This window comes from Eubacterium sp. ER2, from assembly GCF_000765215.1.
Classification (GTDB): Bacteria; Bacillota; Clostridia; order Lachnospirales; family Lachnospiraceae; genus Claveliimonas; species Claveliimonas intestinigallinarum.
Genome location: NZ_JPJE01000048.1, coordinates 17,593 through 40,800 on the forward strand (window position 1 = coordinate 17,593; position 23,208 = coordinate 40,800).

25 protein-coding genes are annotated in these 23,208 nt (G+C 54.1%); 16 read left to right on the forward strand and 9 right to left on the reverse strand.

What is annotated here, in order from left to right; genetic code table 11:
* Nucleotides 1–9 precede the first annotated feature (9 nt).
* Nucleotides 10–1,587: a DUF1538 domain-containing protein gene (locus tag NI21_RS0114560; protein WP_207742322.1), complete on the forward strand. Its 1,578-nt coding sequence runs from the start codon at nucleotides 10–12 to the stop codon at nucleotides 1,585–1,587.
* Between the two features lie 14 nt (nucleotides 1,588–1,601).
* Nucleotides 1,602–2,294: a P-II family nitrogen regulator gene (locus NI21_RS0114565; RefSeq protein ID WP_033126939.1), complete on the forward strand. Its 693-nt coding sequence runs from the start codon at nucleotides 1,602–1,604 to the stop codon at nucleotides 2,292–2,294.
* 193 nt (nucleotides 2,295–2,487) lie between these two features.
* Here the strand turns inward: NI21_RS0114565 and NI21_RS0114570 are convergent, their stop codons facing one another.
* Entirely contained in the window at nucleotides 2,488–2,688 is a 201-nt protein-coding gene (locus NI21_RS0114570) for a cold-shock protein (protein WP_033126940.1), read from the reverse strand.
* A 258-nt stretch (nucleotides 2,689–2,946) separates the two neighbouring features.
* On the opposite strand from NI21_RS0114570, the gene NI21_RS0114575 reads away from it, so the two are divergent.
* The 5 genes from NI21_RS0114575 to fliB all read left to right on the forward strand — a co-directional run bounded on the left by NI21_RS0114575 (nucleotide 2,947) and on the right by fliB (nucleotide 9,739).
* Entirely contained in the window at nucleotides 2,947–4,359 is a 1,413-nt protein-coding gene (locus NI21_RS0114575) for an amidophosphoribosyltransferase (RefSeq protein ID WP_033126941.1), read from the forward strand.
* A 53-nt stretch (nucleotides 4,360–4,412) separates the two neighbouring features.
* Entirely contained in the window at nucleotides 4,413–5,345 is a 933-nt protein-coding gene (gene cysK / locus NI21_RS0114580; RefSeq protein ID WP_033126942.1) for a cysteine synthase A, read from the forward strand.
* 86 nt (nucleotides 5,346–5,431) lie between these two features.
* Nucleotides 5,432–7,057, forward strand: a complete 1,626-nt coding sequence (gene ptsP / locus NI21_RS0114585; RefSeq protein ID WP_033126943.1) for a phosphoenolpyruvate--protein phosphotransferase — start codon at nucleotides 5,432–5,434, stop codon at nucleotides 7,055–7,057.
* A 153-nt stretch (nucleotides 7,058–7,210) separates the two neighbouring features.
* Nucleotides 7,211–8,593 carry an NCS2 family permease gene (locus tag NI21_RS0114590; protein WP_033126971.1) on the forward strand — a complete coding sequence of 461 codons (1,383 nt, stop codon included), beginning with the start codon at nucleotides 7,211–7,213 and terminating at the stop codon, nucleotides 8,591–8,593.
* Between the two features lie 9 nt (nucleotides 8,594–8,602).
* Nucleotides 8,603–9,739 carry a flagellin lysine-N-methylase gene (gene fliB / locus NI21_RS0114595; protein ID WP_033126944.1) on the forward strand — a complete coding sequence of 379 codons (1,137 nt, stop codon included), beginning with the start codon at nucleotides 8,603–8,605 and terminating at the stop codon, nucleotides 9,737–9,739.
* Nucleotides 9,740–9,765: 26 nt separating this feature from the next.
* Here fliB and NI21_RS0114600 read toward each other — a convergent pair whose 3' ends face one another.
* The 4 genes from NI21_RS0114600 to NI21_RS0114615 all read right to left on the reverse strand — a co-directional run bounded on the left by NI21_RS0114600 (nucleotide 9,766) and on the right by NI21_RS0114615 (nucleotide 12,583).
* Nucleotides 9,766–10,530, reverse strand: a complete 765-nt coding sequence (locus NI21_RS0114600; protein WP_033126945.1) for a hypothetical protein — start codon at nucleotides 10,528–10,530, stop codon at nucleotides 9,766–9,768.
* A gap of 211 nt (nucleotides 10,531–10,741) precedes the next feature.
* Nucleotides 10,742–11,779 (reverse strand): ABC transporter substrate-binding protein, encoded by a 1,038-nt coding sequence (locus NI21_RS0114605; RefSeq protein ID WP_033126946.1) that lies wholly within the window; start codon nucleotides 11,777–11,779, stop codon nucleotides 10,742–10,744.
* A gap of 54 nt (nucleotides 11,780–11,833) precedes the next feature.
* Nucleotides 11,834–12,310: a hypothetical protein gene (locus tag NI21_RS0114610; RefSeq protein WP_033126947.1), complete on the reverse strand. Its 477-nt coding sequence runs from the start codon at nucleotides 12,308–12,310 to the stop codon at nucleotides 11,834–11,836.
* A 54-nt stretch (nucleotides 12,311–12,364) separates the two neighbouring features.
* Complete coding sequence (locus NI21_RS0114615) at nucleotides 12,365–12,583, reverse strand: hypothetical protein (RefSeq protein ID WP_033126948.1); 219 nt, start codon at nucleotides 12,581–12,583, stop codon at nucleotides 12,365–12,367.
* Between the two features lie 131 nt (nucleotides 12,584–12,714).
* On the opposite strand from NI21_RS0114615, the gene NI21_RS0114620 reads away from it, so the two are divergent.
* Both NI21_RS0114620 and NI21_RS0114625 read left to right on the forward strand, forming a co-directional pair.
* Complete coding sequence (locus tag NI21_RS0114620) at nucleotides 12,715–13,440, forward strand: phosphatase (RefSeq protein WP_033126949.1); 726 nt, start codon at nucleotides 12,715–12,717, stop codon at nucleotides 13,438–13,440.
* Between the two features lie 120 nt (nucleotides 13,441–13,560).
* Nucleotides 13,561–13,857, forward strand: a complete 297-nt coding sequence (locus NI21_RS0114625) for a YerC/YecD family TrpR-related protein (protein WP_033126950.1) — start codon at nucleotides 13,561–13,563, stop codon at nucleotides 13,855–13,857.
* Nucleotides 13,858–13,914: 57 nt separating this feature from the next.
* Here the strand turns inward: NI21_RS0114625 and NI21_RS0114630 are convergent, their stop codons facing one another.
* Nucleotides 13,915–14,517 (reverse strand): DUF1836 domain-containing protein, encoded by a 603-nt coding sequence (locus NI21_RS0114630; protein ID WP_033126951.1) that lies wholly within the window; start codon nucleotides 14,515–14,517, stop codon nucleotides 13,915–13,917.
* Between the two features lie 180 nt (nucleotides 14,518–14,697).
* Between NI21_RS0114630 and NI21_RS0114635 the strand changes: the two genes are divergently transcribed.
* Together NI21_RS0114635 and NI21_RS0114640 are read left to right on the forward strand one after the other, a co-directional pair.
* A complete protein-coding gene (locus NI21_RS0114635) occupies nucleotides 14,698–15,618 on the forward strand; it encodes an NYN domain-containing protein (RefSeq protein WP_033126952.1) in 921 nt (306 codons plus the stop codon).
* Entirely contained in the window at nucleotides 15,615–16,535 is a 921-nt protein-coding gene (locus NI21_RS0114640) for an AEC family transporter (protein WP_033126953.1), read from the forward strand. The genes NI21_RS0114635 and NI21_RS0114640 overlap by 4 nt, the downstream gene beginning before the upstream one ends.
* A gap of 55 nt (nucleotides 16,536–16,590) precedes the next feature.
* On the opposite strand, the gene NI21_RS0114645 is transcribed toward NI21_RS0114640, so the two are convergent.
* Complete coding sequence (locus NI21_RS0114645) at nucleotides 16,591–17,226, reverse strand: HAD family hydrolase (protein ID WP_033126972.1); 636 nt, start codon at nucleotides 17,224–17,226, stop codon at nucleotides 16,591–16,593.
* Between the two features lie 272 nt (nucleotides 17,227–17,498).
* Between NI21_RS0114645 and NI21_RS0114650 the strand changes: the two genes are divergently transcribed.
* The 5 genes from NI21_RS0114650 to NI21_RS0114670 all read left to right on the forward strand — a co-directional run bounded on the left by NI21_RS0114650 (nucleotide 17,499) and on the right by NI21_RS0114670 (nucleotide 21,040).
* Nucleotides 17,499–18,131: a cell wall hydrolase gene (locus tag NI21_RS0114650; RefSeq protein WP_033126954.1), complete on the forward strand. Its 633-nt coding sequence runs from the start codon at nucleotides 17,499–17,501 to the stop codon at nucleotides 18,129–18,131.
* A 189-nt stretch (nucleotides 18,132–18,320) separates the two neighbouring features.
* The gene (gene eno / locus NI21_RS0114655; protein WP_033126955.1) at nucleotides 18,321–19,616 is read left to right on the forward strand and encodes a phosphopyruvate hydratase; all 1,296 of its coding nucleotides are present in this window, start codon (nucleotides 18,321–18,323) and stop codon (nucleotides 19,614–19,616) included.
* A 196-nt stretch (nucleotides 19,617–19,812) separates the two neighbouring features.
* Nucleotides 19,813–20,319 carry a hypothetical protein gene (locus NI21_RS0114660; protein WP_033126956.1) on the forward strand — a complete coding sequence of 169 codons (507 nt, stop codon included), beginning with the start codon at nucleotides 19,813–19,815 and terminating at the stop codon, nucleotides 20,317–20,319.
* An 18-nt stretch (nucleotides 20,320–20,337) separates the two neighbouring features.
* Nucleotides 20,338–20,808 carry a hypothetical protein gene (locus tag NI21_RS0114665; RefSeq protein WP_033126957.1) on the forward strand — a complete coding sequence of 157 codons (471 nt, stop codon included), beginning with the start codon at nucleotides 20,338–20,340 and terminating at the stop codon, nucleotides 20,806–20,808.
* Nucleotides 20,809–20,818: 10 nt separating this feature from the next.
* Nucleotides 20,819–21,040, forward strand: coding sequence for a helix-turn-helix transcriptional regulator (locus NI21_RS0114670; RefSeq protein ID WP_033126958.1), 222 nt, complete (start codon nucleotides 20,819–20,821; stop codon nucleotides 21,038–21,040).
* A 51-nt stretch (nucleotides 21,041–21,091) separates the two neighbouring features.
* Here NI21_RS0114670 and NI21_RS17340 read toward each other — a convergent pair whose 3' ends face one another.
* Both NI21_RS17340 and NI21_RS0114680 read right to left on the reverse strand, forming a co-directional pair.
* On the reverse strand, nucleotides 21,092–22,453 hold the full coding sequence (locus tag NI21_RS17340) for a TetR family transcriptional regulator (protein ID WP_369792845.1): 1,362 nt from the start codon (nucleotides 22,451–22,453) through the stop codon (nucleotides 21,092–21,094).
* 136 nt (nucleotides 22,454–22,589) lie between these two features.
* Complete coding sequence (locus NI21_RS0114680) at nucleotides 22,590–22,973, reverse strand: hypothetical protein (protein ID WP_033126959.1); 384 nt, start codon at nucleotides 22,971–22,973, stop codon at nucleotides 22,590–22,592.
* Nucleotides 22,974–23,208 lie beyond the last annotated feature (235 nt).

Consider the following 23,208-nt stretch of genomic DNA (forward strand, 5'->3'; position numbering starts at 1 on the left):
AGACGATTTTTGAGCAGAGGCAGTACATCTTACACAGAAACAGGACACTATAAAATCGAATTGAAAGAAAGACTGAAGGAAAAGCTGAAAGAGGCTGTCAGCGCAGTACTCCCGATCATCATTATCGTGCTGGCGCTGTGTTTTACCATCGTTCCCATCTCGCCTGGCATTATGCTGGAATATATTATCGGAGCCGTGATGCTGGTGATCGGAATGATGTTTTTTACCCTGGGAGCTGAGATGGCCATGACTCCCATGGGAGAGCGGGTGGGAAGCAGCATGACCCGCTCCAGGAAGCTGTGGGTGATGGTTATCCTTGGCTTTGTCCTTGGCTTTATCATCACCGTGTCGGAACCGGATCTGCAGGTTCTGGCGGAACAGGTTCCGGCGGTCCCCAACATGGTGATCATCCTGGCCGTTGCCACCGGGGTGGGGATCTTCCTCGTTGTAGCGCTTCTGCGTATGCTGTTTGGCATTCCGCTGTCGCGCATGCTTGTATTCTTCTACGTGATCGTGTTTGCGCTGGCCGCGCTGACACCGAAATCCTTCCTGGCCGTTGCCTTTGACTCGGGGGGAGTGACCACAGGACCTATGACCGTACCCTTTATCATGGCTCTCGGTATCGGTATTGCCGCCATCCGAAGCGACCGGCACGCGGCGGACGACAGCTTTGGACTGGTAGCCCTTTGTTCCATCGGGCCCATTCTGGCTGTGCTCATACTGGGGCTGATCTTTGAGACAGACGGCGGAGCCTACAGCATGTCTTCCATCACGGAGGTGGAGAACTCTGTAGAGCTGGGACAGCTGTTTTTACACGCGCTTCCGGAATATTTTGGAGAGATCGCGGTTTCACTTCTGCCGATCGTTGTATTTTTCGGATTATTCCAGTTTTTTTCACTGAAACTGAAGAAGCGTCCCCTGATCAAGATCTTAGTGGGACTTTTCTATACGTACATTGGCCTGGTGCTGTTTTTGACAGGCGTGAACGTGGGATTTATGCCTGCGGGAAATTATCTGGGCCAGATGATCGCGGCGCTGCCCTACCGGTGGATCATCATTCCCATCGGCATGGTGATCGGCTACTTTATCGTCATGGCAGAGCCCGCTGTGTACGTGCTGACAAAGCAGGTGGAGGAGCTGACAGACGGGGCTATCGAGGGAAAGGTCATGAAGACCGGACTTTCCATCAGTGTGGCTGTATCCGTGGGACTTGCCATGCTGCGGGTGCTGACGGGCATTTCAATTTTCTATTTGCTGGTGCCCGGCTATGTGGCGGCGATTCTTCTGTCCTTCTTTGTGCCGAAGATCTTTACGGCGGTTGCCTTTGACTCGGGCGGAGTGGCCTCCGGCCCTATGACAGCCACCTTCCTTCTGCCCTTTGCCACCGGGGCCTGCCTCTCCGTGGGGGGAGACATTGTGGCGGATGCCTTTGGCGTGGTGGCTATGGTGGCCATGACTCCCCTCATCACCATACAGGTGATTGGGCTGATCTACAAACTGCAGGAAAAACGCGCCGATGCCGCCGCGGCAGCCGGCCAGGTCGTATCCCTGGATGCCTATGCGGATGACGCGATCATTGAATTATAGGGAAGGATGGAAGTATGAGCGAAGTATATATGATGGTGACCATCACCGACAGGAAAGACGCCGCGTCCTTTCTGGAGTTCTATAAGGAGAAGAACGCGGACGCCCAGATCGTTACCCTGGGCAGAGGCACGGCAAACAGCGAGGTGCTGGACTACCTGGGGCTTGAGGACGCGGAGAAGACGGTTTCTCTTTGCGTTGTCACGGACACAGTCTGGAGAACGCTGAAAAGAGGACTCAGACAGAAGTTCCAGATCGATGTGCCGGGGACAGGCATCGCCTTTATCGTGCCTGTGAGCAGCATCGGAGGCAAGAGAGAGCTGCTGTTTTTACTGGAAAACCAGAATTTTGAGAAAGGTGAGGAGACGACATTGAAGGATACAGCGCATGAACTTTTAGTTGTGATCGCAAATCAGGGCTACAATGAGATGGTGATGGACGCAGCCAGGAGCGCCGGGGCGGCGGGAGGCACGGTCCTTCACGCAAAGGGAACCGGCATGAAGAGGGCTGAAAAGTTTCTGGGCGTATCCATTGTCTCTGAGAAGGAGCTGGTGCTGATCGTCACAAAGACGGAGAATAAAAATGCTATTATGCGGGCTGTCATGGAGAAGGCGGGAATGGAGACAAAGGCAAAGGCCATCGTGTTCTCCCTCCCGGTGACAGACACGGCGGGCCTCCGCCTGATCGAGGAGGAGGACACGGACGAGTAGTCAGAGGATGACAGACAGCAAAACGCTGCCCGGGCAGGCCGGATAGGAAATCCGGCGGCCCGGGCAGCGTTTTGCTTTTGCGCCTGGCGCAGTGTGTCTAATCGCATTCGCATGTATTGCTTTTAAATATCTAAATGAAATTGCCGTTTATATAAATAAAAGGTACATCTTATTCCGATTAATGCTTTTTCAGTTACAGCTTGACAACATTGACAGCCTGCGGTCCTTTTGTGCCTTCCGTCACCTCAAATTCTACGGCCTGGCCTTCTTCGAGGGATTTGAAACCATCCATCAGAAGTCCGGAGTAGTGGACGAAGATGTCGTTGCCCTCTTCGTCAGAGATGAAGCCATAGCCCTTCTGATTGTTGAACCACTTTACAGTACCTTTGTTCATATGCTACCTCCATATAAATGAAATAAAAAATAAAAGGTTCATAAATCTACAGAATTGTCTGTAAATTTACTCTGACAGCGTAGCATAAATCATGAAAAAAGTCAATCGATATGACAGAAATATACAGAAAATTCTCATAAAATAGATATTCAGCTGTACAATTCAGCTTGTATATAGAGGGCAAATCATTTATAATGGAAAAGTATCTATTAAAGTAACTGTATTGGATAAACTATTGTTGAACAGGAGGAAAAGTACATGGGAGGACTTTTCGGTGTGGCGTCCAGGAAGGACTGTATGCTGGAACTTTTTTACGGGGTGGATTACCACTCCCATCTGGGGACAAGGAGAGGCGGCATGGCCGCCCACGGGGAGGACGGCTTCTGCCGGGCCATCCACAATATAGAGAACGCTCCGTTTCGCACAAAGTTTGAGCGGGATGTGGAGGAGATGAAGGGAAATCTGGGCATTGGCTGCATCTCGGACTACGAGCCGCAGCCTCTGCTCATACAGTCCCATCTGGGCAGCTTTGCCATCGCCACGGTGGGCAAGATCAACAACCTGGACGCGATCCTGGAGAAGGCTTACAACGAGGGGCATTCCCATTTCCAGGAGATGAGCGGCGGCCTCATCAATGCCACGGAGCTGGTGGCGTCCCTGATCTGCAGAAAGGGATCCTTCACGGAGGGGATCCGCTATGCTCAGGAGACCATAGACGGCTCTCTGACCATGCTGGTCATGACAAAGGAGGGCATCTACGCGGCGAGGGATATCATGGGGAGGACGCCCCTTGTGATCGGCCAGAAGGAGGGGGCCTACTGCGTCTCCTTTGAGAGCTTTGCCTACATCAACCTGGGATACACCGACTGCAGGGAGCTGGGCCCCGGAGAGATCGCCTACATCACGCCGGAGGGAGTGGAGACAGTCCTGCCTCCGGGGGATAAGATGAAAATCTGCTCCTTTTTGTGGGTATACTATGGATACCCCACATCCTCCTACGAGGGAGTCAATGTGGAGGCTATGAGATACAGATGCGGAAGCATGCTGGCAAAGCGGGACAACGGCTCTGTCCAGCCGGATATTGTGGCCGGCGTGCCCGACTCCGGCGTGGCCCACGCCATCGGCTACTCCAATGAGTCCGGCATCCCCTACGCCCGTCCTTTTATCAAGTACACGCCCACATGGCCCCGGTCCTTTATGCCTCAGAACCAGAGCCAGAGAAATCTCATCGCACGGATGAAGCTTATACCGGTGCGGGAGCTGATCGAGGACAAGAAGCTGCTCCTTATCGATGACTCCATCGTCAGGGGGACCCAGCTTCGGGAGACAACGGAATTCCTGTACAAGAGCGGCGCAAAGGAGGTGCATGTGCGTCCCGCCTGCCCGCCCCTTGTGTACGGCTGCAAATATCTGAATTTCTCCCGGACCAAATCAGAGCTGGAGCTGATCACCAGGAGAGTCATCCGCGAGAAGGAGGGGGAGAACTGTCCGGAGGAGGTACTGGAGGAGTACACCGATCCGGATTCCTGCCGCTACGCGCAGATGATCGAGGCGATCCGGAAGGAGCAGAATTTCACCACCCTGCGGTACCACCGCCTGGACGATCTATTGGCCTCCATCGGCATAGAGCCGTGTAAGGTATGTACCTACTGCTTTAACGGAAAAGAATAGATCCGATCTGAGAAAACATCATAGCAAAAACAACAAGACGAGAGGAGAACATCATGGGACATATTTATAAGAAGGTTGAGGAAATGATTGGAGGGACCCCCCTCCTGGAGCTGGAAAAGATTGAGAGGGAGGAGGGCCTGAAGGCCAGGGTGCTTGTGAAGCTGGAGCTTTTTAACCCGGCCGGGAGTGTGAAGGACAGGGCCGCCCTCTTTATGATCCTGGACGCGGAGGAGAGAGGACTCCTCCATCCGGGGGACACCATCATAGAGCCCACAAGCGGAAATACCGGCATTGGCCTGGCCTCTGTGGGGGCCTCCCGGGGCTATAAGGTCGTCTTCACCATGCCGGAGACCATGAGCGTGGAGAGGAGAAAGCTGCTTGCAAGCTACGGGGCTCAGATTGTGCTGACAGAGGGAGCCAAGGGAATGTCCGGAGCCATTGCAAAAGCCGATGAGCTGGCCCGGCAGACAGAGGGAGCCATTGTCCTTGGACAGTTTGTCAATTCCGCCAACCCCAGAGCCCACATGGAGACAACCGGCCCGGAGATCTGGGAGGACACAGAAGGGAAGGTGGATGTGTTTGTGGCCGGCGTGGGCACAGGAGGAACCATCACGGGCACCGGCAGATTTCTGAAGGAAAAAAATCCGGCTATCCATGTGGTGGCTGTGGAGCCTGCCGACTCCCCGGTGCTCTCCGGCGGAAAGCCGGGCCCGCACGGACTGCAGGGGATCGGAGCCGGGTTTGTACCGGAGATCCTGGACACCGAGGTGTACGACGAGGTCATCCGGATGGAGACCCGGGATGCCTATGAGGCGGCCAGACTGCTGGCAAGAAAACAGGGCGTGCTGGTAGGCATCACCTCCGGCGCAGCTCTTCACGCCGCGCTGAAGCTTGCAAAAGAGGACAGATTTGCGGGAAAGACTATTGTTGCCCTGCTCCCGGACACAGGGGAGAGATATCTCTCCACGCCCCTGTTTGAGGAGTAAGACGGACAAGCCCGCACTTGACTGTACCTGCGCCAGCGTGTAAAGTAAAAGGCATACAGAACAAATAAAGGACAGGGAAGTATCATATGATAACGTTGACAGGAAAAAAAGTATCGGAAGGAATCGTGATTGGCCGGCTTGTGTTTTTTAACAGGGGAGAGCGGGAGATCCGCAAGATTTATGTGGAGGATCCGGAGAAGGAGCTGATCAGATTTCAGAAGGCCAGAAAGAAGACGGCGGCGGAGCTCCAGGAGCTGTACGATGAGTCCGCCAGCGAGCTGGGGGAGGCCAACGCTACTATCTTTGAGATGCAGCAGACTGTCCTGGAGGACGAGGAGTTCGTCAACCAGGTGGTGCGCATCATTACCGAGCAGAAGCTGAATGCGGAATACGCGGTGAAGGAGTCGGTGGAACGCTTTCTGAAGGTCTTCTCAGGCAGGCCGGAGAGCTATGTGCGGGGACATGAGGCGGACGTGCAGGACGTGGCGTCCCGCATCCTGCGCATCCTCTCCAGGAGCCGGAAGGACCGGATGTTCATGGACGAGCCGTTTATCATGGCAGCCAGGGATCTCTATCCAAGCGAGGCTGTCAAGCTGGACAAGACAAAGGTGCTTGGCTTTGTCACCATGTACGGATCCATCAATTCCCACACCGCCGTGCTGGCCAGGACAAAGGGGATTCCCTCGGTCATTGGCATCGGAGAGGCTCTCAAGAAGGACTATGAGGGCAAGATGGTCATCATAGACGGCTTTGACGGCAAGCTGTACATTGAGCCGGACCAGACGACCATGGAGAAGATGAAGCAGAAAAAGCAGCAAAATCTCCAGAAGGTGGAGACTCTGGAGCGGCTGAAGGGAAAGGAAAATGTCACCCAGAGCGGCCAGAGGATCGATGTGTGCGCCAACATAGGAAGCCGGGAGGATATCGAGAGAGTGCTGCGCAATGATGCGGGCGGCATCGGCCTGTTCCGCAGCGAGTTTCTCTACATGGAGTCCCCCGGGAAGCTGCCCACAGAGGATCAGCAGTTCCAGGTGTACAAGCTGGCGGCGGAGGCCATGGGGACCAAGAAGGTAGTCATCCGCACCGCTGATCTGGGCGGGGACAAGCTGCCGGAGAGCATGGATCTTTCCGGGGAGAGCAATCCCATGATGGGCTACAGGGGAATTCGCATCTCCCTGGACAAGGAGGAGATGTTCAAGACCCAGCTGCGGGCCATCCTGCGGGCGTCCGCCTTTGGAAATCTGCAGGTTATGTTTCCCATGATCACCTCCATCGAGGAGGTGACAGCCGCAAAGAAGGTGCTGGAGAAGGCCAAGGCTGAGCTGAAGGAAGAGAAGACAGCCTTTGACGAGAACATCAGGGTGGGCGTTATGATCGAGACGCCGGCGGCCGTCATGATCAGCGGGGAGCTGGCCAGGGAGGTGGACTTTTTCAGCATTGGGACAAACGATCTGACCCAGCACACCCTGGCTATGGATCGGACCAACCGGAAGCTGACAGGCTACTACAATGTCTATCACCCGGCCCTGATCAAGATGATCCGGATCGTGGCCAACAACGTCCACCTGGAGGGAAAGCATATCAGCATCTGCGGCGATCTGGCGGCGGACACCAGCATGACCGAGACCTTCATACAGATGGGCATTGACGAGCTCTCTGTGGCTCCCGGAAAGGTGCTGCCCCTCAGGAAGAAGATCCGAGAGATACGCTGATTTCCGGAGAAACAGATGATGTAAGACGGATATAGGATGGATATCAGACGAATACGGAAAGACGGATCTGTTTGAACTGGCAGATCCGTTTTGCTATACTTAAAACTGTTAAAGGAAAGTACAGCAGTGGAAGAGAGTACAAAGGAGGAGAAGATGTTAGAAAAATTATTTAAACTGAAGCAGAACGGTACTGATGTCAGGACCGAGATCCTGGCAGGCGTCACCACCTTTATGACCATGGCCTACATCCTGGCGGTGAACCCCAGTATCCTGTCGGCCACGGGAATGGACCAGGGGGCTGTCTTTACCGCCACGGCGCTGGCCGCCCTGATCGGGACGCTTTTGATGGCTGTTTTTGCCAACTATCCCTTTGCCCTGGCGCCGGGCATGGGGTTGAACGCCTATTTTGCCTACACGGTGGTGCTGAGCATGGGATACACCTGGCAGGTGGCTCTGACAGCGGTTTTTGTGGAGGGTATTATTTTTATCATCCTCTCCCTGACCAGCGTGCGGGAGGCTATATTTAACGCTATCCCACAGAATCTGAAGGCGGCGGTCAGCGTGGGAATCGGCCTTTTCATCGCGTTTATCGGATTGCAGAACGCCAATATCGTGGTGGGAGGCTCCACTTTGCTAGAGCTCTACTCTCTGGACGGGTACAATGCGGCAAACGGTGTGGAGGCCACCTTCAACGACGTGGGGATCACGGTGATCCTGGCGCTGGCCGGCGTGATCATCACCGGAGTGCTGGTGCTGCGCAATGTCAAGGGCAATATACTCTGGGGTATACTGATCACCTGGGTGCTGGGGATCATCTGTCAGCTGGCGGGCATCTATGTGCCCAACCCGGAGGCCGGATTTTACGGGCTCCTGCCGGATTTCAGCAACGGGCTGTCCATTCCCAGTCTGTCTCCCATCTTCTGCAAGATGGAGTTCAGCGGGATCTTCTCTTTGAATTTCCTCGTTGTCATATTCGCCTTCCTCTTTGTGGACATGTTTGACACCATCGGGACACTCATCGGTGTGTCCTCCAAGGCCGGCATGCTGGACGAGGAGGGGCGGCTGCCCCACATCAAGGGCGCGCTTCTGGCCGACGCGGTGGCCACCGCCGCGGGAGCTGTGCTGGGCACATCCACGACCACCACATTTGTGGAGAGCGCATCCGGCGTGACAGAGGGGGGGAGGACCGGGCTCACGGCCCTGACGACAGCGATCCTGTTCGGCGCGGCGCTGTTTTTCTCGCCCATCTTCCTCGCCATCCCCTCCTTTGCCACCGCGCCGGCGCTGGTGATCGTGGGCTTCTATATGCTGACCAACGTGGTCAACATTGATTTCAACGATATGAGCGAGGCCATTCCCTGCTACATCTGCATCGGAGCCATGCCGTTTTTCTACAGCATATCCGAGGGCATTTCCATGGGAGTGATCTCCTATGTGGCCCTCAACCTGCTGAGCGGCAAATTCAGGGAGAAAAAGCTGAGTGCCCTCATGTATGTGCTGGCGGTTCTGTTCATCCTGAAATATATTTTCCTGTAGGAGAGTGACATGCGGTATATAAGACCTGATTATTATGATACGTTCAGATGTCTGGCAGACAGGTGCCCCTCCTCCTGCTGTGAGGGATGGCAGATCGTTATCGACGAGGCATCCCTGGAAAAATACAGAGGCTACCAGGGGGATTTCGGGAGGAGGATGGCCAGGTCCGTCTCCTGGGAGGACGGCACCTTCCGCCAGTATGAGGGAAGGTGCGCCATGCTGAACCGGGAGGGGCTCTGTGACCTCTACATCGAGAAGGGGGAGGAGGCTCTCTGCGAGACATGCACCCGGTATCCCAGACATGTGGAGGAGTTTGAAAATGTGCGGGAGTACTCCCTCTCCCTGTCCTGCCCTGAGGCGGCCCGGATCATGCTGGAGGAGGACAGGGAGCTGTCCTTTGTGACAGAGGACACCCCGGAGGAGGAGACCTTTGAGGAGGGCTTTGACTTTCTTCTCTATACCAATCTGGTAGACGCAAGGGAAGCCCTGTATGCCCTTCTGCAGAGGAGTGATCTGCCCTTTGAAGAGAAGGAGAGGGCCTGTCTGGCCTTTGCGGGCGGTGTGCAGCTCCTGCTGGAGGAGGGAGACTATCCCGGTATGGAGGAGTGGATCCGGACCGGGGGAAAACAGGAACCTGGCTTGCCGGAGGAGGAAAGGTGGGTGAATCCTGCCCGGCTGTCCCGCTATGACAGGCTGCTGGAGGAGCTGCGGGTGCTGGAAGGTCTGGAGAGACTGGAGCCTGCCTGGGAGGCGCTGCTGAGAGAGGAGGAGGCGTTCCTTCGCCAGGCGGGGGAAGAGAAGTATGAGAAGATACGGGCCTCCTTCCGGGAGAGCCTGGAAAGCGGCGGGCCGGGCAGAGAGGCCTGGGACCGAAGGCTGGAGAAGCTGGCGCTGTTCTTCGTCTACACCTACTTCTGCGGAGCTGTGTACGACGACGCGGTCCACGCCAAGGTATGCCTGGCCTTCTTTTCCACCCGGTGGATACAGGAGCTTGTGATGATGGAGTGGTATGTCCGGGGAACCACTGCTGACATAGAGGCGCTGATCCGCATGTCCCGCCGCTATGCCAGGGAGATCGAGCACTCGGACGAAAACCTGAACGCCCTGGACGATTACTTCTGGGACAGGACACACGAAAAGAGCTGACGCATATTAGGCGTCAGCTCTACGAGCTATCGGGAGAAAAGCTTCCGGAGTATGCAGCTTATGACGCCCGCGATGCACAGGGGCACCAGTGTGACGGAGAGAGATCCGTAGATGTCCACAGCTCCCGAAAGTCCTCTAAGAGGCGCAGGGGATCCGGGGATAAGGCCTGCCAGTACATAGGCCAGGACGGAGCCGGCACCCACCAGAATGAAGGAGAACATGCCTCTGCCTGTGTCGCTCTGGAAGCTGCGTCTGCCATCTCTTGCCACCCGGGGGCCGGTCAGGGCCCAGAGGAAAGAGATGATTTCAAAGAGCAGGAGGAAGAGGGCAAAGGCGGCGTAGGCTGCCATCGTATAATTCTTTTCCCCCACGGCCGCGGCCGGGTTGCCGTAGGTGAAGAGCCCCTCCAGAAAGTGGGAGCCCAGGATCAATGTGATCACTGCAATCAGAACAAGGGAGGCTGTCTTACAGACCACCTGTATCAGACGGGCCGCAGCCCGGGCCCCTGTCTGGGCTGTCTTTTTGACGGGGGAGAGGACGCTGTGCCTGCTCCTGGAGCGGGACCTGCTCCTTCCGTCCTCCTGGCCGTCCCTGCCGGAGCGCTCTCTTTTGTCTTTTCCGGAGCCGGAGCGCCTGCTCTTCCGGCTTGCGGAAGAGCCCCGGCTGCGATCGCCGTATTCCTCATCTTCGTCATCATTGTCATCATCGTTTATATTGATTTCGGGCAGATCCTCCTCGTAGACTACCTCGAAGTCGTCGTCAAAAAAGTCACTGTATGATTTGCCGTTCATATGTATACCTCCTTATAACAGGACTATTCTATAATGTATGAGGGCGGGATGCAAGCAAAGACACAGAAGCTTTATAAAGTCCTAAGATTTTCTTCAGAAACGTAGAAAAGGGCAGGGGCATCAAAAGGATGCCTCCTGCCCGGCCGCCCTGCGCCAAAGCGGCGCGAAAGGAACGGCGATATATATGATCAGCCTGCAAGCAGGATGGTCACTATCTGGCTGCCTCCTGGGCGAACCTTGTGGTTACAAGGTCCTCGTAGGGGGCTCGCTTCTCCAGCTCGCCTGCATCCTCCAGGATATCCTGGAGAAGGTCAAAGCTGTCCTCAGAGAAGACCAGATTGTCAGCCCAGGTGTCCTGGTCATAGTAGCGGGTCACAATGGTGGTGATGGTATCCAGGTCTGTCTCCTCAAACTGAGGCGCGATGATACCTGCGATCTCCTCCGGAGTGTGGCCCTGCACATAGTCCATGCCCTTCTGGAGGGCGTTGGTAAAGCCCTGGATCACATCCGGGTTCTCCTCTATATAGCTCTTCTTCGCGGAGAAGGCGGTGTAGGGGACATAGCCGCTGTCTGTGCCAAGGGAGGCCACCACATAGCCCTTTCCCTCCTGCTCCAGGCTGGTGGCTCCCGGTTCGAACTCGACCGTGAAATCTCCCTGACCGCCGGCAAAGGCCGCCGCGGTGGAGCCGAAATCAATGCTCTGGTCGATGGTCAGGTCGCTCTGCGGATCTATGCCGTTCTGGCGCAGGATATACTCAAACACCATCTCCGGCATGCCGCCCTTTCTTCCTCCGAGAACAAGGTGACCCTTCAGGTCCTCCCATGAGAAATCCTCCACAGGCTCCCGGGCCACCAGGAAGTTGCCGGCCCGCTGGGTCAGCTGGGCGAAGTTGACCACATAGTCGCCCGCTCCCTCGTTGTAGGTGTAGATGGAGGCCTCTGACCCCATGAAGCCGATATCTGCCTCACCGGAGAGGACGGCGGTCATGGTCTTGTCGGCTCCAAAGCCGTTGACCAGCTCTACCTGTATGCCTTCCTTCTCAAAGTATCCCTCCTCGATGGCCACGTACATGGGCGCATAGAAGATGGAGTGTGCCACCTCGTTCAGCACTACCTTTGTGGACTTTTTTTCGCTGCCGCCGGCCTGGCCGGAGGCAGAGGTGCCATCGTCTTTACCGGATGAACAGCCGGCCAGGGCTGCAAGAGCCAGGACGGCGGCAAGCAGTACAGTAAACAGACGCTTTTTCATAAAATCCTCCTTAAAAATTCTGGTGGTTTAGTATATGCGGAAGGAGGAAAAGTGCTAACACACGACAATGATCCGCCTGGGTGTGGTCTGGGGCGGTATGCTCATGGTGGCGGCGGAGTAGTAGACGATGAGGAGCTGTCCTTCCAGGCTGCAGTTAAACCTCTGCCCGTTGGATGTCATGATCTGGGTGGAGGGTCCCACATTCAGCTTCAGCGACTGGTCCACAGCCAGCAGGTCTCCGTCAAACCAGCCGGCGTAGATCGTCTCGTTGGCATTCTTCCGGCCGATGATGACGGCCTGGTATTCCGGCGGATACACGAGAGGGATCGCCAGATCGCTGTCGTAGAAGGCGGTTACCAGCATGCCGGCCCGCAGATGAACCTCCTGGATGACGTAGGTGGAGGGGCTGACGATAAAGTTGGATACCCCGCTGTTGTTCACGATTGAGACCTGCAGGGAGCAGCAGTCTCCGGAGAGAGGCGTGATGCGCTGGATCACACCACTCACCGGGACAAGTGTCTGATTTGCCATAATAATACAGTCCTTTTTTCCTTACTATATGCGGAAAAAGGAGGATGTGTTTCCCTATTTTTTCTTTGGGGGAAATTTAGGTGGGAGATACTGGTAGGCGTACAGGTCCTGGTAGGACTCCCGCTCCGCCTCCGAGACGGGCTCGGAAGGGATCAGTCCGGTGCAGTCGCCGGCCGAGGCGGCGCCCGATATATAGTCGTAGGAGTCGATGAGTGACTGGTTGTCCAGGTCCTCCCTCTTCTGTGATGCGGCCTTCTTTTCTTTTCTGTTCATGTGACTGGGACCTCCTTTATTTGCTAAATAAAAATGGATACGTTATAATGATTACCGGACAGAAGAAATTTATACCTGATACGAACGGAGAAAAACAGACATAAGCGACAGCAGATGATAAGGAGGAAGAGATGGAAATTAAGATTGATACCCACACCCACACCATTGCCAGCGGCCATGCTTACAACACGATCCGGGAGATGGCTTCCATGGCTGAAAGTAAAGGGCTGGAGGGACTTGCTATCACGGAGCACGCGCCGAAGATGCCCGGAACCTGCGGCCTGTACTATTTCCAGAACCTGAAGGTGGTCCCCAGGAAGCTGGGAAATCTCAGGCTGCTCTTCGGTGTGGAACTGAACATACTGGATGAGAATGGCACGGTGGATCTGCCGGAGGAGACGATCCGGTCTCTTGACATAGCGGTGGCCAGTATCCATCCGCCCTGCTATGGAAAGACAAGCGGCAGGGAGGAGAATACAAGAGCCTACGTCAATGCCATGAGGAAGGACTATATCGACATTATCGGCCACCCCGACGATGGACGGTACGGACCGGACTATGACATCCTTGCCAGGACAGCCAGGGAGACGGGTACGCTCCTGGAGATCAACAATTCCTCCCTCCGGCCGGGCGGCTTCCGGGAAAACACCTATGGAAACGCTCTGGAAATGCTGCGCTGCTGCAAGAAATACGGCACAATGGTGACACTTGGCAGCGATGCCCACGTGGATGTGGACATCGTGAACACAGAGTACTCGGAAAGGCTTCTCACTGAGGCAGACTTCCCGGAGGAGCTGGTGGCCAATACATCCTTTGACAGGCTGATGTCCGTGCTGAAGCGCAGGGCCCGCAAATAGCGGATAAAATATAGGGCAAAATACCCGAAGGGAAAATATTCCGGCCTCCCTATGGACTTTATGAATTTAGTGTGCTAAAATATACGCATAATGAATTTCGTTTCGGAGGAGAGAATAAATATGAGCAAAAAAATCAGAACCGAGGCGGTGGACTATCTGTTTAGCGCCATACTGAGTCTGAAAGATAAAGAAGAGTGTTATATATTTTTTGAAGATATCTGTACCATCAACGAGCTGCTCTCCCTGTCCCAGCGGTTTGAGGTGGCCAAGATGCTGCGGGACCACAAGACTTACCTGGAGATCGCGGACAAGACCGGGGCCTCCACTGCCACTATCAGCAGGGTGAACCGCTCTCTCAACTACGGGAACGATGGGTACGACATGGTGTTTGAGAGGATCAACAAAAAAGAAGAATAGATAAAAAAGAAGATTGCCCGAGGCAATCTTCTTTTGCGTAGGTGCACTGATAATATGCTATTTCTTCTCCTCAGAGCCGGGGAGCTGGTCGATCAGCTTTTCCATGAGGAGTTTTTTTACATAGACATCAAAGGCAAGGCTGCAGATGAAAGAGAAGAGCTGCAGCGACTCCTGGTCCTCCTCTGGCGCGTCCTGGAAGGTCTCGGCAGATGTATTGTACATTTTCGCGATATCCTTTGCCAGCTGGTCGATTCTGGATTTCTCCAGACTGCATACCTCCTCGTACACGGAGGTGATGTCAAAGTCCTCCCCATTGTGAAAATATTTCTCCGTGAGAGGCACAAGGAGCGTCTCGATATCTTTGATGGAGAGGATATTTTTAAAATAGTAGATAAAGATCAGGACCAGCACATGCTCCTTTGAGTATTTCTTCTTCACCGGAGGGGGAAGAAGATTGTTCTTTGCGTAGTTGTTGATCATGGTCTTTGTCAGGATCTTGTCCTCGCCGTGCCGGCGGGTGGAGCCGAGCTGGCTCTCCATAAAGGTTGTGACCTGATCCATGTACAGGTCAATATTCGGAATATCCTGGGGCTTCACGTAGTCGATGCGGGAGAGGCTCTGCAGGATACTGTTCAGCATATCTTTTGTATCAATTGTCATAGTTTCACCACCTCAATATACCTATTATATAGTATTCAAAACCAGATGACAAGAGCGGCTTGAAGTGTTTTTGCCGAAAACGTTTTTCGTTATATTTTACTATGTATGACCGGAAAATTCTGCTATAATAAATAAGAATGTGTTATTCAGAACGGAAAGATTTAATGGGAGGTAACAGGCGTGGAGGACAGATTTGCGCTGCTCATCGATGCGGACAATGTATCATCCAGGTACATTGAGCCCATTCTGGATGAGCTTTCAAAATATGGGAAAGTGACATACAAAAGGATTTACGGGGACTGGACCAGCACCAACAATTCAGGGTGGAAGGATGAGCTTCTCAACAACTCTATCACACCCATCCAGCAGTTCAGCTATACCCACGGGAAAAACGCCACGGACTCAGCCATGATCATTGATGCCATGGACATGCTGTATACGAGTGAGCTGGAGGGCTTTTGCCTTGTGTCCAGCGACAGCGACTTTACTAAGCTGGCCAGCCGTCTGAGGGAGAGCGGTAAGACTGTGATCGGGATGGGCGAAAACAAGACGCCGGCTCCCTTCCGCAAGGCCTGCGACATTTTCACTGTGCTGGAGCTCCTCATGGAGGAGAATATGGGAGACAGCGACGTGGTGGACAGAAGCCAGATCGAGGAGGCGGTCATCCGGATCATCACAGAGAACCAGAACGATGACAGAAAGACAGGCCTGGGCGAGGTGGGAAGCCGTCTCGTGAAGCTGTACCCGGACTTTGACGTTCGCCGCTACGGCTACAGCCTTCTGTCCCGGTTCCTGGAGTCCTGCCCCAAGCTGAAGCTGATCCAGTCCGGCTCCCAGATTACAGTGACTCTTTTTGAGGATAAGAGCAGGAGAGAGCAGATCGAGGAGTTTATCTTAAAGCAGATCAAGGACAGCGGGAAGCACGGCATTTTCCTGAGTGTCCTGGGAAACCGGATACGGAACAAATTCGGGGACTTTAAGGTACGGGATTACGGGTATTCCCAGTTCAAGCAGTATATTCAGAGTTTCTCCGGTGTCCACGTTCTGGATGACGGAGAGCATAACAGAGTGATCTACAGCAAAAAGGATGAGCATAAATGAAAATAGACGGGCTTTTTGACCTCCAGGTCATGATGTTTCTTCTCATGGCTGTGGGGGTCGTCCTGAGAAAAATGAATATTATCACAAAAGAGGGAAAGAGCATGATGACGGATCTTGTCATTGACCTGATCCTTCCCTGCAACATCATATCGGCCTTCTACATGCCTATGGACAAGTCGGTATTTGTGGCGGAGCTGGAGATCCTCGTCATCTCCATACTGATCCAGATATTCTGTACCCTTGTGAGCGCTGTGTTTTACCGGAAGGTGCCAAGGGAGAAGAAGATGGTTCTTCAGTATGCCACAGTCTGCTCCAATGCGGGATTTCTCGGCAATCCGGTGGCGGAGGGGCTCTACGGCTCCATCGGCCTTCTGTACGCCTCCGTCTACCTGATCCCCCAGCGGATCGTCATGTGGTCAGCGGGGATATCCTATTTTACAGAGAGCCCCAGCAGGAAAGAGGTTGTAAAAAAGGTGCTGACACATCCCTGTATCGTAGCGGTGGAAATTGGCATCGTGCTGATGGTGACCCAGGTAAAGCTGCCTGGGTTCTTAAGCTCTGCTATTGACAATGTGGGGGGCTGCACCACGGCCATTACCATGATCCTTATCGGCACCATCCTGACAGATGCGGACATGCGCCATATTTTGACAAAGACCACGGCCCTTTATTCCTTTATCCGTTTGATCTTTATCCCGGCGGCGGTGTTTGCGGGGTGCTGGCTGGCGGGTATTGACTCCATTGTGGCCGGCGTCTCTGTGACTCTTGCGGCCATGCCCGCCGGCACGACCACAGCCATCCTGGCTATGAAGTACCATGGAGATGAGGAGTTTGCCACCCAGTGCGTGGTACTTACCACCCTCCTGTCCGTGGTCGCCATTCCTGCGTGGAGCCTGATCATACACAGCGCCCTGTAAGCAGCTTCAGAGCTGATACTTAGCAGGGCGCTGTGATTAGCTGTGAACGGGGGCCTTATCCGGTCACCTTCGTCAGTTCCCGGATGGAGGAGATGGAGGCAAAGCAGTCCCTTTCCTCCACCTGGCCAAATCCGTAAGAGGCATAGATGAACGGTATCCCAGCCCATTTGGCGGCTTTCTGGTCACCGGCGGTATCCCCTACATAGCAGGTGCTGCCGGGGATGTTTCTGTCCATGACGAGCCTGATGTTCTCCCCCTTTGTCCTTTTTGTGTTGCCAAAGCATTCAATGTCTGTGACATATTTCCCCAAGCCGGTCTTTCTTAAGAAAAGCTCGATATAGCCGCTCTGGCAGTTGCTGACGATAAAGAGCCTGTGGGTCCCTGCGAGGGCGGCGACGGTCTCCCGGACGTCCGGGTAGAGGGGTGGGATATCCAGCCTCTCCAGAAATTCGTCCTCCCAGCGGCAGCAGGCCTCCATGAGCACATCTCTTTCTGACACAGGCAGGTGGGGGAATAGATCCTCGGCGATCACGTCCATTGTCTTTCCGAACTCATTTTTCAGCTGCTCCCCCGTGATGCCAGCAGAGGGATAGCCCAGTGTCTCCACCGCGTAATTCCACGAGTCAGCCACAGTTTTGGTGGTATCCCACAAAGTTCCGTCCACATCGAAAATAATATTCTCAAATTTCATAATGATTTCCTTTCTGAAAAGCAAAAATTCCTATTCCAGTCTATCATAACTCCTATATTTTTGGGAAAAATATTGTGCAGTTTTACGGTGAAAAGCGGTAAATTCTCCGGATGGGAAATAAAAAAGTTGACAGCCCAGGTGGTTTATAGTAGAATAGCCGGCGTAACATTTTTGTAATATTTGTAATACATGTGCAATAAAACGCATATAAATACATATAAATATAAAACAAATGTAAGAATATTGCAGGAAATGGAAATCAGGAGGAGTATATGAAGTTAATAAGGACGAGAAATCTATTCTGTGCCGCGGCTGTCATGACGGCCTGCACCTTCTGCACAGCCGGATTTACCAGCTATGCTATGTCGCCTGACCAGGGGAGAGACGGCGGCGTTCTCACAGCAGAGGACAGTGTGCTGACGGATGAGATGGCCCAGACTCTGTCACAGTCGGCAGTGCAGATCGCCGCGGAGAACAGGACACAGAGAGAAGAGGAGCTGAAGGCCCAGGCGGAAGCTGCCAGACAGGCGGAGGAGGCCAGGAAGGCGGCAGAGGAAGCCGAGAGGCAGGCCAGAGAGGCGGATCAGAGACTGCTGGCAGCCCTGATCTTCTGCGAGGCCGGCAACCAGCCCTACGAGGGCCAGGTGGCCGTGGGGGCCGTAGTCATGAACCGGGTGAACAGCGGCGCCTATCCGGGCTCTATCCGCGAGGTGATCTACCAGTCCGGACAGTTTGGGCCTGCCATGACCGGATGGCTGGATCAGGTCCTGGCAAATGGCAGCTATACTCAGACTGCCCTGCAGGCCGCGGCGGACGCCCTGGCAGGCAGTGATCCGGTGGAGGGGTGTCTTTCCTTTGGAAATGGAAATTACGGCATCCGTATTGGTGACCACTATTTTCACTGAATAATGAGACATATAAAATAATTGAGAAAAGTTCTCAAATAAGAGATTGATTATCCATCATTCTTCTGGTACGATACATATAGTTAGCTATTGCTAACTGTGTGTGAATAAATCATGGACAACTCCTTTTGCCCTTTTCCTTGGCAGGCAGGGCAAAAGGGAGGCCCATGGGAAAGGACAGAAGGAACGATGGATTTTTTAGAAATTGAAAAAGTAACAGGCCGGGAGATCATCGACTCGAGAGGCAATCCCACTGTGGAGGCCCAGGTGTATCTGGCGGACGGCACTACCGCGAGGGGAGCCGCTCCCAGCGGCGCGTCCACGGGAGAGTTTGAGGCGCTGGAGCTGCGGGACGGGGACAAGGCAAGGTTTGGCGGAAAGGGCGTCTCCAGGGCAGTGGAAAATATCAACACAGTGATCAACAACGCGCTGAAGGGAATGGACGCCTCCGACATTTATGCTGTGGACAGGGCCATGATCGAGGCGGACGGCACAAAGGACAAGTCAAAGCTGGGAGCCAACGCTATCCTGGCAGTTTCCATTGCCTGCGCCAGGGCGGCGGCCTGCGCTCTGGAGCTTCCCCTTTATAAGTTCCTGGGCGGGGCAGGAGGCAACCGTCTCCCCGTGCCTATGATGAATATTTTGAACGGCGGCGCTCACGCGGCCAACACAGTGGACGTGCAGGAGTTTATGATCATGCCTGCCGGAGCCCCCAGCTTCCGGGAGGGGCTGCGCTGGTGCACCGAGGTGTTCCACGCCCTGGCAGCGCTCCTGAAGGAGAACGGCCTGGCCACCTCTGTGGGGGACGAGGGGGGATTTGCCCCTGACCTGTCAAGCGACGAGGAGGCCATCGAGTACATCCTCCGGGCTGTGCAGAAGGCCGGATATGAGCCGGGAAAGGATTTTGTCCTGGCTATGGACGCAGCGTCCAGCGAGTGGAAGAGCGGCACAAAGGGCGAGTACGTGCTACCCAAGTGCGGAAAGAAATTCACATCCGCCGAGCTGGTGGCCCACTGGAAGAGCCTGTGTGACAAATACCCCATCTACTCCATCGAGGACGGCCTTGACGAGGAGGACTGGGAAGGCTGGCAGATGATGACAGAGGAGCTGGGCGGACGGGTGCAGCTTGTGGGCGACGACCTTTTTGTGACAAACACAGAGCGCTTGAAAAAAGGAATTGACCTTGGATGCGGCAATTCCATCCTCATCAAGCTGAACCAGATCGGCTCTGTGTCCGAGACGCTGGAGGCCATCAAGATGGCACACAAGGCGGGATACACGGCTATCTCATCCCACCGCTCCGGCGAGACGGAGGACACCACTATCGCGGACCTGGCAGTGGCCATGAACACATGCCAGATCAAGACCGGGGCTCCCAGCAGGAGCGAGCGGGTGGCCAAGTACAACCAGCTTCTGCGGATCGAGGAGGAGCTGGGAGACGCGGCTGTCTACCCGGGCTTTGGGGCTTTCAACATCAAAAGATAAATAAGTGAAGATATTTTCTCCTTTCAGGCAGGTCAGCCCGCGGGATTTTCCCTGGGCAGCCTGCTTTTTTAATGATTATCATTAAAAATACATTGCAAAACATAAAATATGCTGGTATGCTGAAAGCAGGTAATAAAAAGAGCGAGGCGGATAAAACCGCGGAGAAGGACAGAAGACATGAGAGGAGGAAATGTGTATGGATGAAAAGATCAGGGTGGACTGCAGCAGGGAGAAGGAAGTCCCCGGAGGAAGGCTGTTTCGCAGGCTGACGGTTGTGACGATTATTTTTCTTGTGATTATAGCGGGCTGCACAGTTATGTATCTGGACTGGCTTCTGGACCGGGAAATCTGGTCAGGAGACAATGCAGCCGCTGTCTTGTGGGGCTTACTGCTGTCTGTCCTGTCATGGTTCTGGGCGGGAGCGCTTATCTGTGTGATAGCAAGGCTACATGACGGTCAAAGAATTCTGGGAAAAGAAATCTACAGAGCTATGTATGTGAGCGGTGTCAGCGTGACGGCGGCTTCCACAGTTTTTCCCTTTGTGCCGGGCTACAGGATCTTGCTGGGCCTGCATATATTGAAGATTTCCGATGTTTTTGTGATTGACGGCTTCCCCTTTGTGATCGGACTTCTCTGCCTGATACTGGGATATATCCTGCGGGTGGGGCTGGCCTGTCAAAACGAGGTGGAGGAGACGATATAGATACAGGAGGAACTGGATATGAACTTTATAGAAGAAAGAGAAACACCGGGGAATGTGGTAAAGAAAAGATGCGGTGAGATCGGGATGCTCTTCCGCATCCTGTTCTGGATCTCCCTTCTTTTCCTGGCGGCAAAAGTCATATGGGCCATCTACATAGGGACCATGCCCGGGTCTTCGTTCCGTCTGACTCTGATGGACGCGGAAGGCCTGACCTACGGGGTGGCGTTCTATGGGACGGGGCAGAGGATTGAATTCCAGGAGGGAGTCCTAAGCTATGCCGCCCAGAGCTCCCCCAAGCTCTGCTTTATGGCGGGTATGGCGGTGTATGTGCTGCTTGGCGCTGTCACCACCTGGATCCTCTGGCTGGTGAGGGCACAGGTCTCACTGGTGGACGGGAAAATGGTGCTGGTGGGCTGCCTGATCATCAGCCTGTCCTATATTTTTGAGTACGGCTCTGCGCTTCAGAAGGAAGCGGATGAGACATTGTGAGGTGAGAGATATGTCCATTATACTTCGGCTTGACAGGGTGATGGCGGATCGGAAAATGTCTCTGAATGAGCTGTCCGAGCGTGTGGGGATCTCCAATGTGAACCTGTCCAACTTAAAGACAGGGAAGGTGAAGGCCATCCGGTTCTCTACGCTGGATGCCATCTGTGATGTGCTGGACTGCCAGCCTGGCGATATACTGGAGTACCAGAGGGAGGAGCCAGGCGGCCAGTAAAAGAGAGCATGGCGGGATTAAAAAGCTGCCAGGGTTAAAGGGACGGCAGGGTCACGACCTCTCAGAGGCGAGGCGGCCGGCGCAGGCAAGAGCGATGCGGAAGAATTTCCCGCAGCTCTTGACGCCGTATTCCGGCAAGTCCTTCATCTGCCAGCTATCCCCCTCAAAGCTGTCCAGGCCATAGAAGAAGGGGTAGAGCTCTGCCCCGCGGAAGATGGCTACAGCCAGGGCTGCCGCATACTCCATTTCCACCGCCAGACATCCCTGTGCCCGCCTCTGCGCGACCTGGGAGTCAAGCTCCCGGTAAATGGCGTCTGTGGTCCAGATTTTTCCGGTAACGCCGGGTATTTCCAGCTCTGCCAGGATTTCTTCCATAAAAGAAAGTATGTGCTCCGGCGTGGTCAGCTCCGGGGAGGGCGGACAGTAGTGGAAACTGGTACCCTCGTCCCGCAGAGCAGAGGAGGGGAGGATGATCCGGCCTTTTGTTTTTGCTTCATCCAGAATTCCGCAGCTCCCGAAAAAGATGATTTTCTTTGCGCCCATGGCGATAACCTCCTCAAGCCCCACGGCGCAGGCGGGGGCGCCCACGCGGGAGAGGAAAAGGGCCGCTTTTTTCCCGCCGGCAGATATCTCATACACAGGCAGATCCCCGTTGGCAGTTTTCAGGGATGCGATCATCCGGGCTGGATTATTGCTGACAAACTGTGCGATCATGTCCTGCGAGAAGGTGGTGATGCACACTTCAGGAAAGCCGGGAATCCTGGAGATGACATCGGTGGGATTGATGAGAGCTGTCCCGTCCTTTCCTTTTTGCCCTCCATCCTGATCTCTGACCAGAATTTTTCGGATTTCCCCTGTGATGCGGGAGGGGAGAGACCGGCTGGCTGGCCCGATCTGACTGTACATCCGGACACCCTGATAGGAAAAGAGGATCAGATCACACACAGCAGGGATGTGAACCTGCCGGAATTCACCCCGATCCACGCCGTACTGTATCAGCTCCGTCCACATGGCCACAGAGCGCTGATACTGGAGGGAGATGGGATTTTGATTTTTCCCGGAGGCGGCCGTTTCCCTGCTGCTGAAATATTCATAGATGGCCAGAGAGAGGCACGAGGAGCTTTCTGCCATCTCCGCTTCATAGCGGTCCAGAACATCGTCCAGTATGGCAGCGGCGCTTTTTCCCGCTTGGATCTTCGCGCGGAATTCATTTTCCTGCTGCTTCATGAGATCCTCTATGATTTCCCGGAAGATCTGTCTGGTGCTGCTGTAGTGGCAGTAGAGACCGCCCCGGCTCAGTCCGGTTATCCCGCAGATATCCTTCATGGTCACTCCCTTAAATCCCTTCTGTGAGAAGAGGACAAGGGACTTTTTTTTGATCATTTCCCGGGTCTGGGCGCCGCGCATGTTCATATAGGTTCCTCCCTGATCATTGTAAGTCAAATTATGGGTGATTTCTGTACACAAATTTTCCGACACGTATGTCTGTAAAATAATTATACGACACACATGTCGGAAAAACAAGTGGAAAGAACAATAATGGGAATAGTTACGAGATTTTGGCCTTCAGATATTCGACATCCGTTTTTAACGTAGAAACGACATCCACCAGCAGAGCGATCGTGCTTTGCTCTGATCGTACAACGACTTTATTTTCCAGATTTCTGATGCGGGTGCTGAGCTCTGCGTAGTGCTCTTCAGACCGTTCCTGGATCCGGTCTACCTCTGTGAGTATCATGTTTTCCGTCTCTCTAAGATCATCTTTGGTGGCCATCTTTGTTTCCAGAGCTTCCAGATTGCCCTCCAGAGCCCTGAGCTCGTCCTTGGTAGCCATCTTTGTTTCCAAAGCTTCCAGATTGCCCTCCAGAGTCCTGAATTCGTCCTTAGTCAACATATGCTCCGCTATGTACCGAAGCAGCTCATCGTTTGACATATGTGTTCACCTCCTGCCTGTCAAAAAGCGCTTTGTCAGCGAGAAACTCAGAAGTTTACGTAAAAATCTGTAAACTAAGTATAGCACGGATGGCGGGAAAATGCCAGTGGTATCCCCTTAAAAATCACATCATTTTTTTGCCGCTTTTTGATTTCCAGCTTTCATATGTTTTTCCAGAAAAACCATAAGGAATATCCATGGGCAGGATGTTAGACTGATAGCGCAGCAGGAAAGA

Coding starts and splice junctions, on each gene's coding strand:
- NI21_RS0114565 (WP_033126939.1), top strand. CDS start 1,602: ATGAGCGAAGTATATATGATGGTGACCATCACCGACAGGAAAGACGCC.
- NI21_RS0114570 (WP_033126940.1), bottom strand. CDS start 2,688: ATGAACAAAGGTACTGTAAAGTGGTTCAACAATCAGAAGGGCTATGGC.
- NI21_RS0114575 (WP_033126941.1), top strand. CDS start 2,947: ATGGGAGGACTTTTCGGTGTGGCGTCCAGGAAGGACTGTATGCTGGAA.
- cysK (WP_033126942.1), top strand. CDS start 4,413: ATGGGACATATTTATAAGAAGGTTGAGGAAATGATTGGAGGGACCCCC.
- ptsP (WP_033126943.1), top strand. CDS start 5,432: ATGATAACGTTGACAGGAAAAAAAGTATCGGAAGGAATCGTGATTGGC.
- NI21_RS0114590 (WP_033126971.1), top strand. CDS start 7,211: ATGTTAGAAAAATTATTTAAACTGAAGCAGAACGGTACTGATGTCAGG.
- fliB (WP_033126944.1), top strand. CDS start 8,603: ATGCGGTATATAAGACCTGATTATTATGATACGTTCAGATGTCTGGCA.
- NI21_RS0114600 (WP_033126945.1), bottom strand. CDS start 10,530: ATGAACGGCAAATCATACAGTGACTTTTTTGACGACGACTTCGAGGTA.
- NI21_RS0114605 (WP_033126946.1), bottom strand. CDS start 11,779: ATGAAAAAGCGTCTGTTTACTGTACTGCTTGCCGCCGTCCTGGCTCTT.
- NI21_RS0114610 (WP_033126947.1), bottom strand. CDS start 12,310: ATGGCAAATCAGACACTTGTCCCGGTGAGTGGTGTGATCCAGCGCATC.
- NI21_RS0114615 (WP_033126948.1), bottom strand. CDS start 12,583: ATGAACAGAAAAGAAAAGAAGGCCGCATCACAGAAGAGGGAGGACCTG.
- NI21_RS0114620 (WP_033126949.1), top strand. CDS start 12,715: ATGGAAATTAAGATTGATACCCACACCCACACCATTGCCAGCGGCCAT.
- NI21_RS0114625 (WP_033126950.1), top strand. CDS start 13,561: ATGAGCAAAAAAATCAGAACCGAGGCGGTGGACTATCTGTTTAGCGCC.
- NI21_RS0114630 (WP_033126951.1), bottom strand. CDS start 14,517: ATGACAATTGATACAAAAGATATGCTGAACAGTATCCTGCAGAGCCTC.
- NI21_RS0114640 (WP_033126953.1), top strand. CDS start 15,615: ATGAAAATAGACGGGCTTTTTGACCTCCAGGTCATGATGTTTCTTCTC.
- NI21_RS0114645 (WP_033126972.1), bottom strand. CDS start 17,226: ATGAAATTTGAGAATATTATTTTCGATGTGGACGGAACTTTGTGGGAT.
- NI21_RS0114650 (WP_033126954.1), top strand. CDS start 17,499: ATGAAGTTAATAAGGACGAGAAATCTATTCTGTGCCGCGGCTGTCATG.
- eno (WP_033126955.1), top strand. CDS start 18,321: ATGGATTTTTTAGAAATTGAAAAAGTAACAGGCCGGGAGATCATCGAC.
- NI21_RS0114660 (WP_033126956.1), top strand. CDS start 19,813: ATGGATGAAAAGATCAGGGTGGACTGCAGCAGGGAGAAGGAAGTCCCC.
- NI21_RS0114665 (WP_033126957.1), top strand. CDS start 20,338: ATGAACTTTATAGAAGAAAGAGAAACACCGGGGAATGTGGTAAAGAAA.
- NI21_RS0114670 (WP_033126958.1), top strand. CDS start 20,819: ATGTCCATTATACTTCGGCTTGACAGGGTGATGGCGGATCGGAAAATG.
- NI21_RS17340 (WP_369792845.1), bottom strand. CDS start 22,453: ATGAACATGCGCGGCGCCCAGACCCGGGAAATGATCAAAAAAAAGTCC.
- NI21_RS0114680 (WP_033126959.1), bottom strand. CDS start 22,973: ATGTCAAACGATGAGCTGCTTCGGTACATAGCGGAGCATATGTTGACT.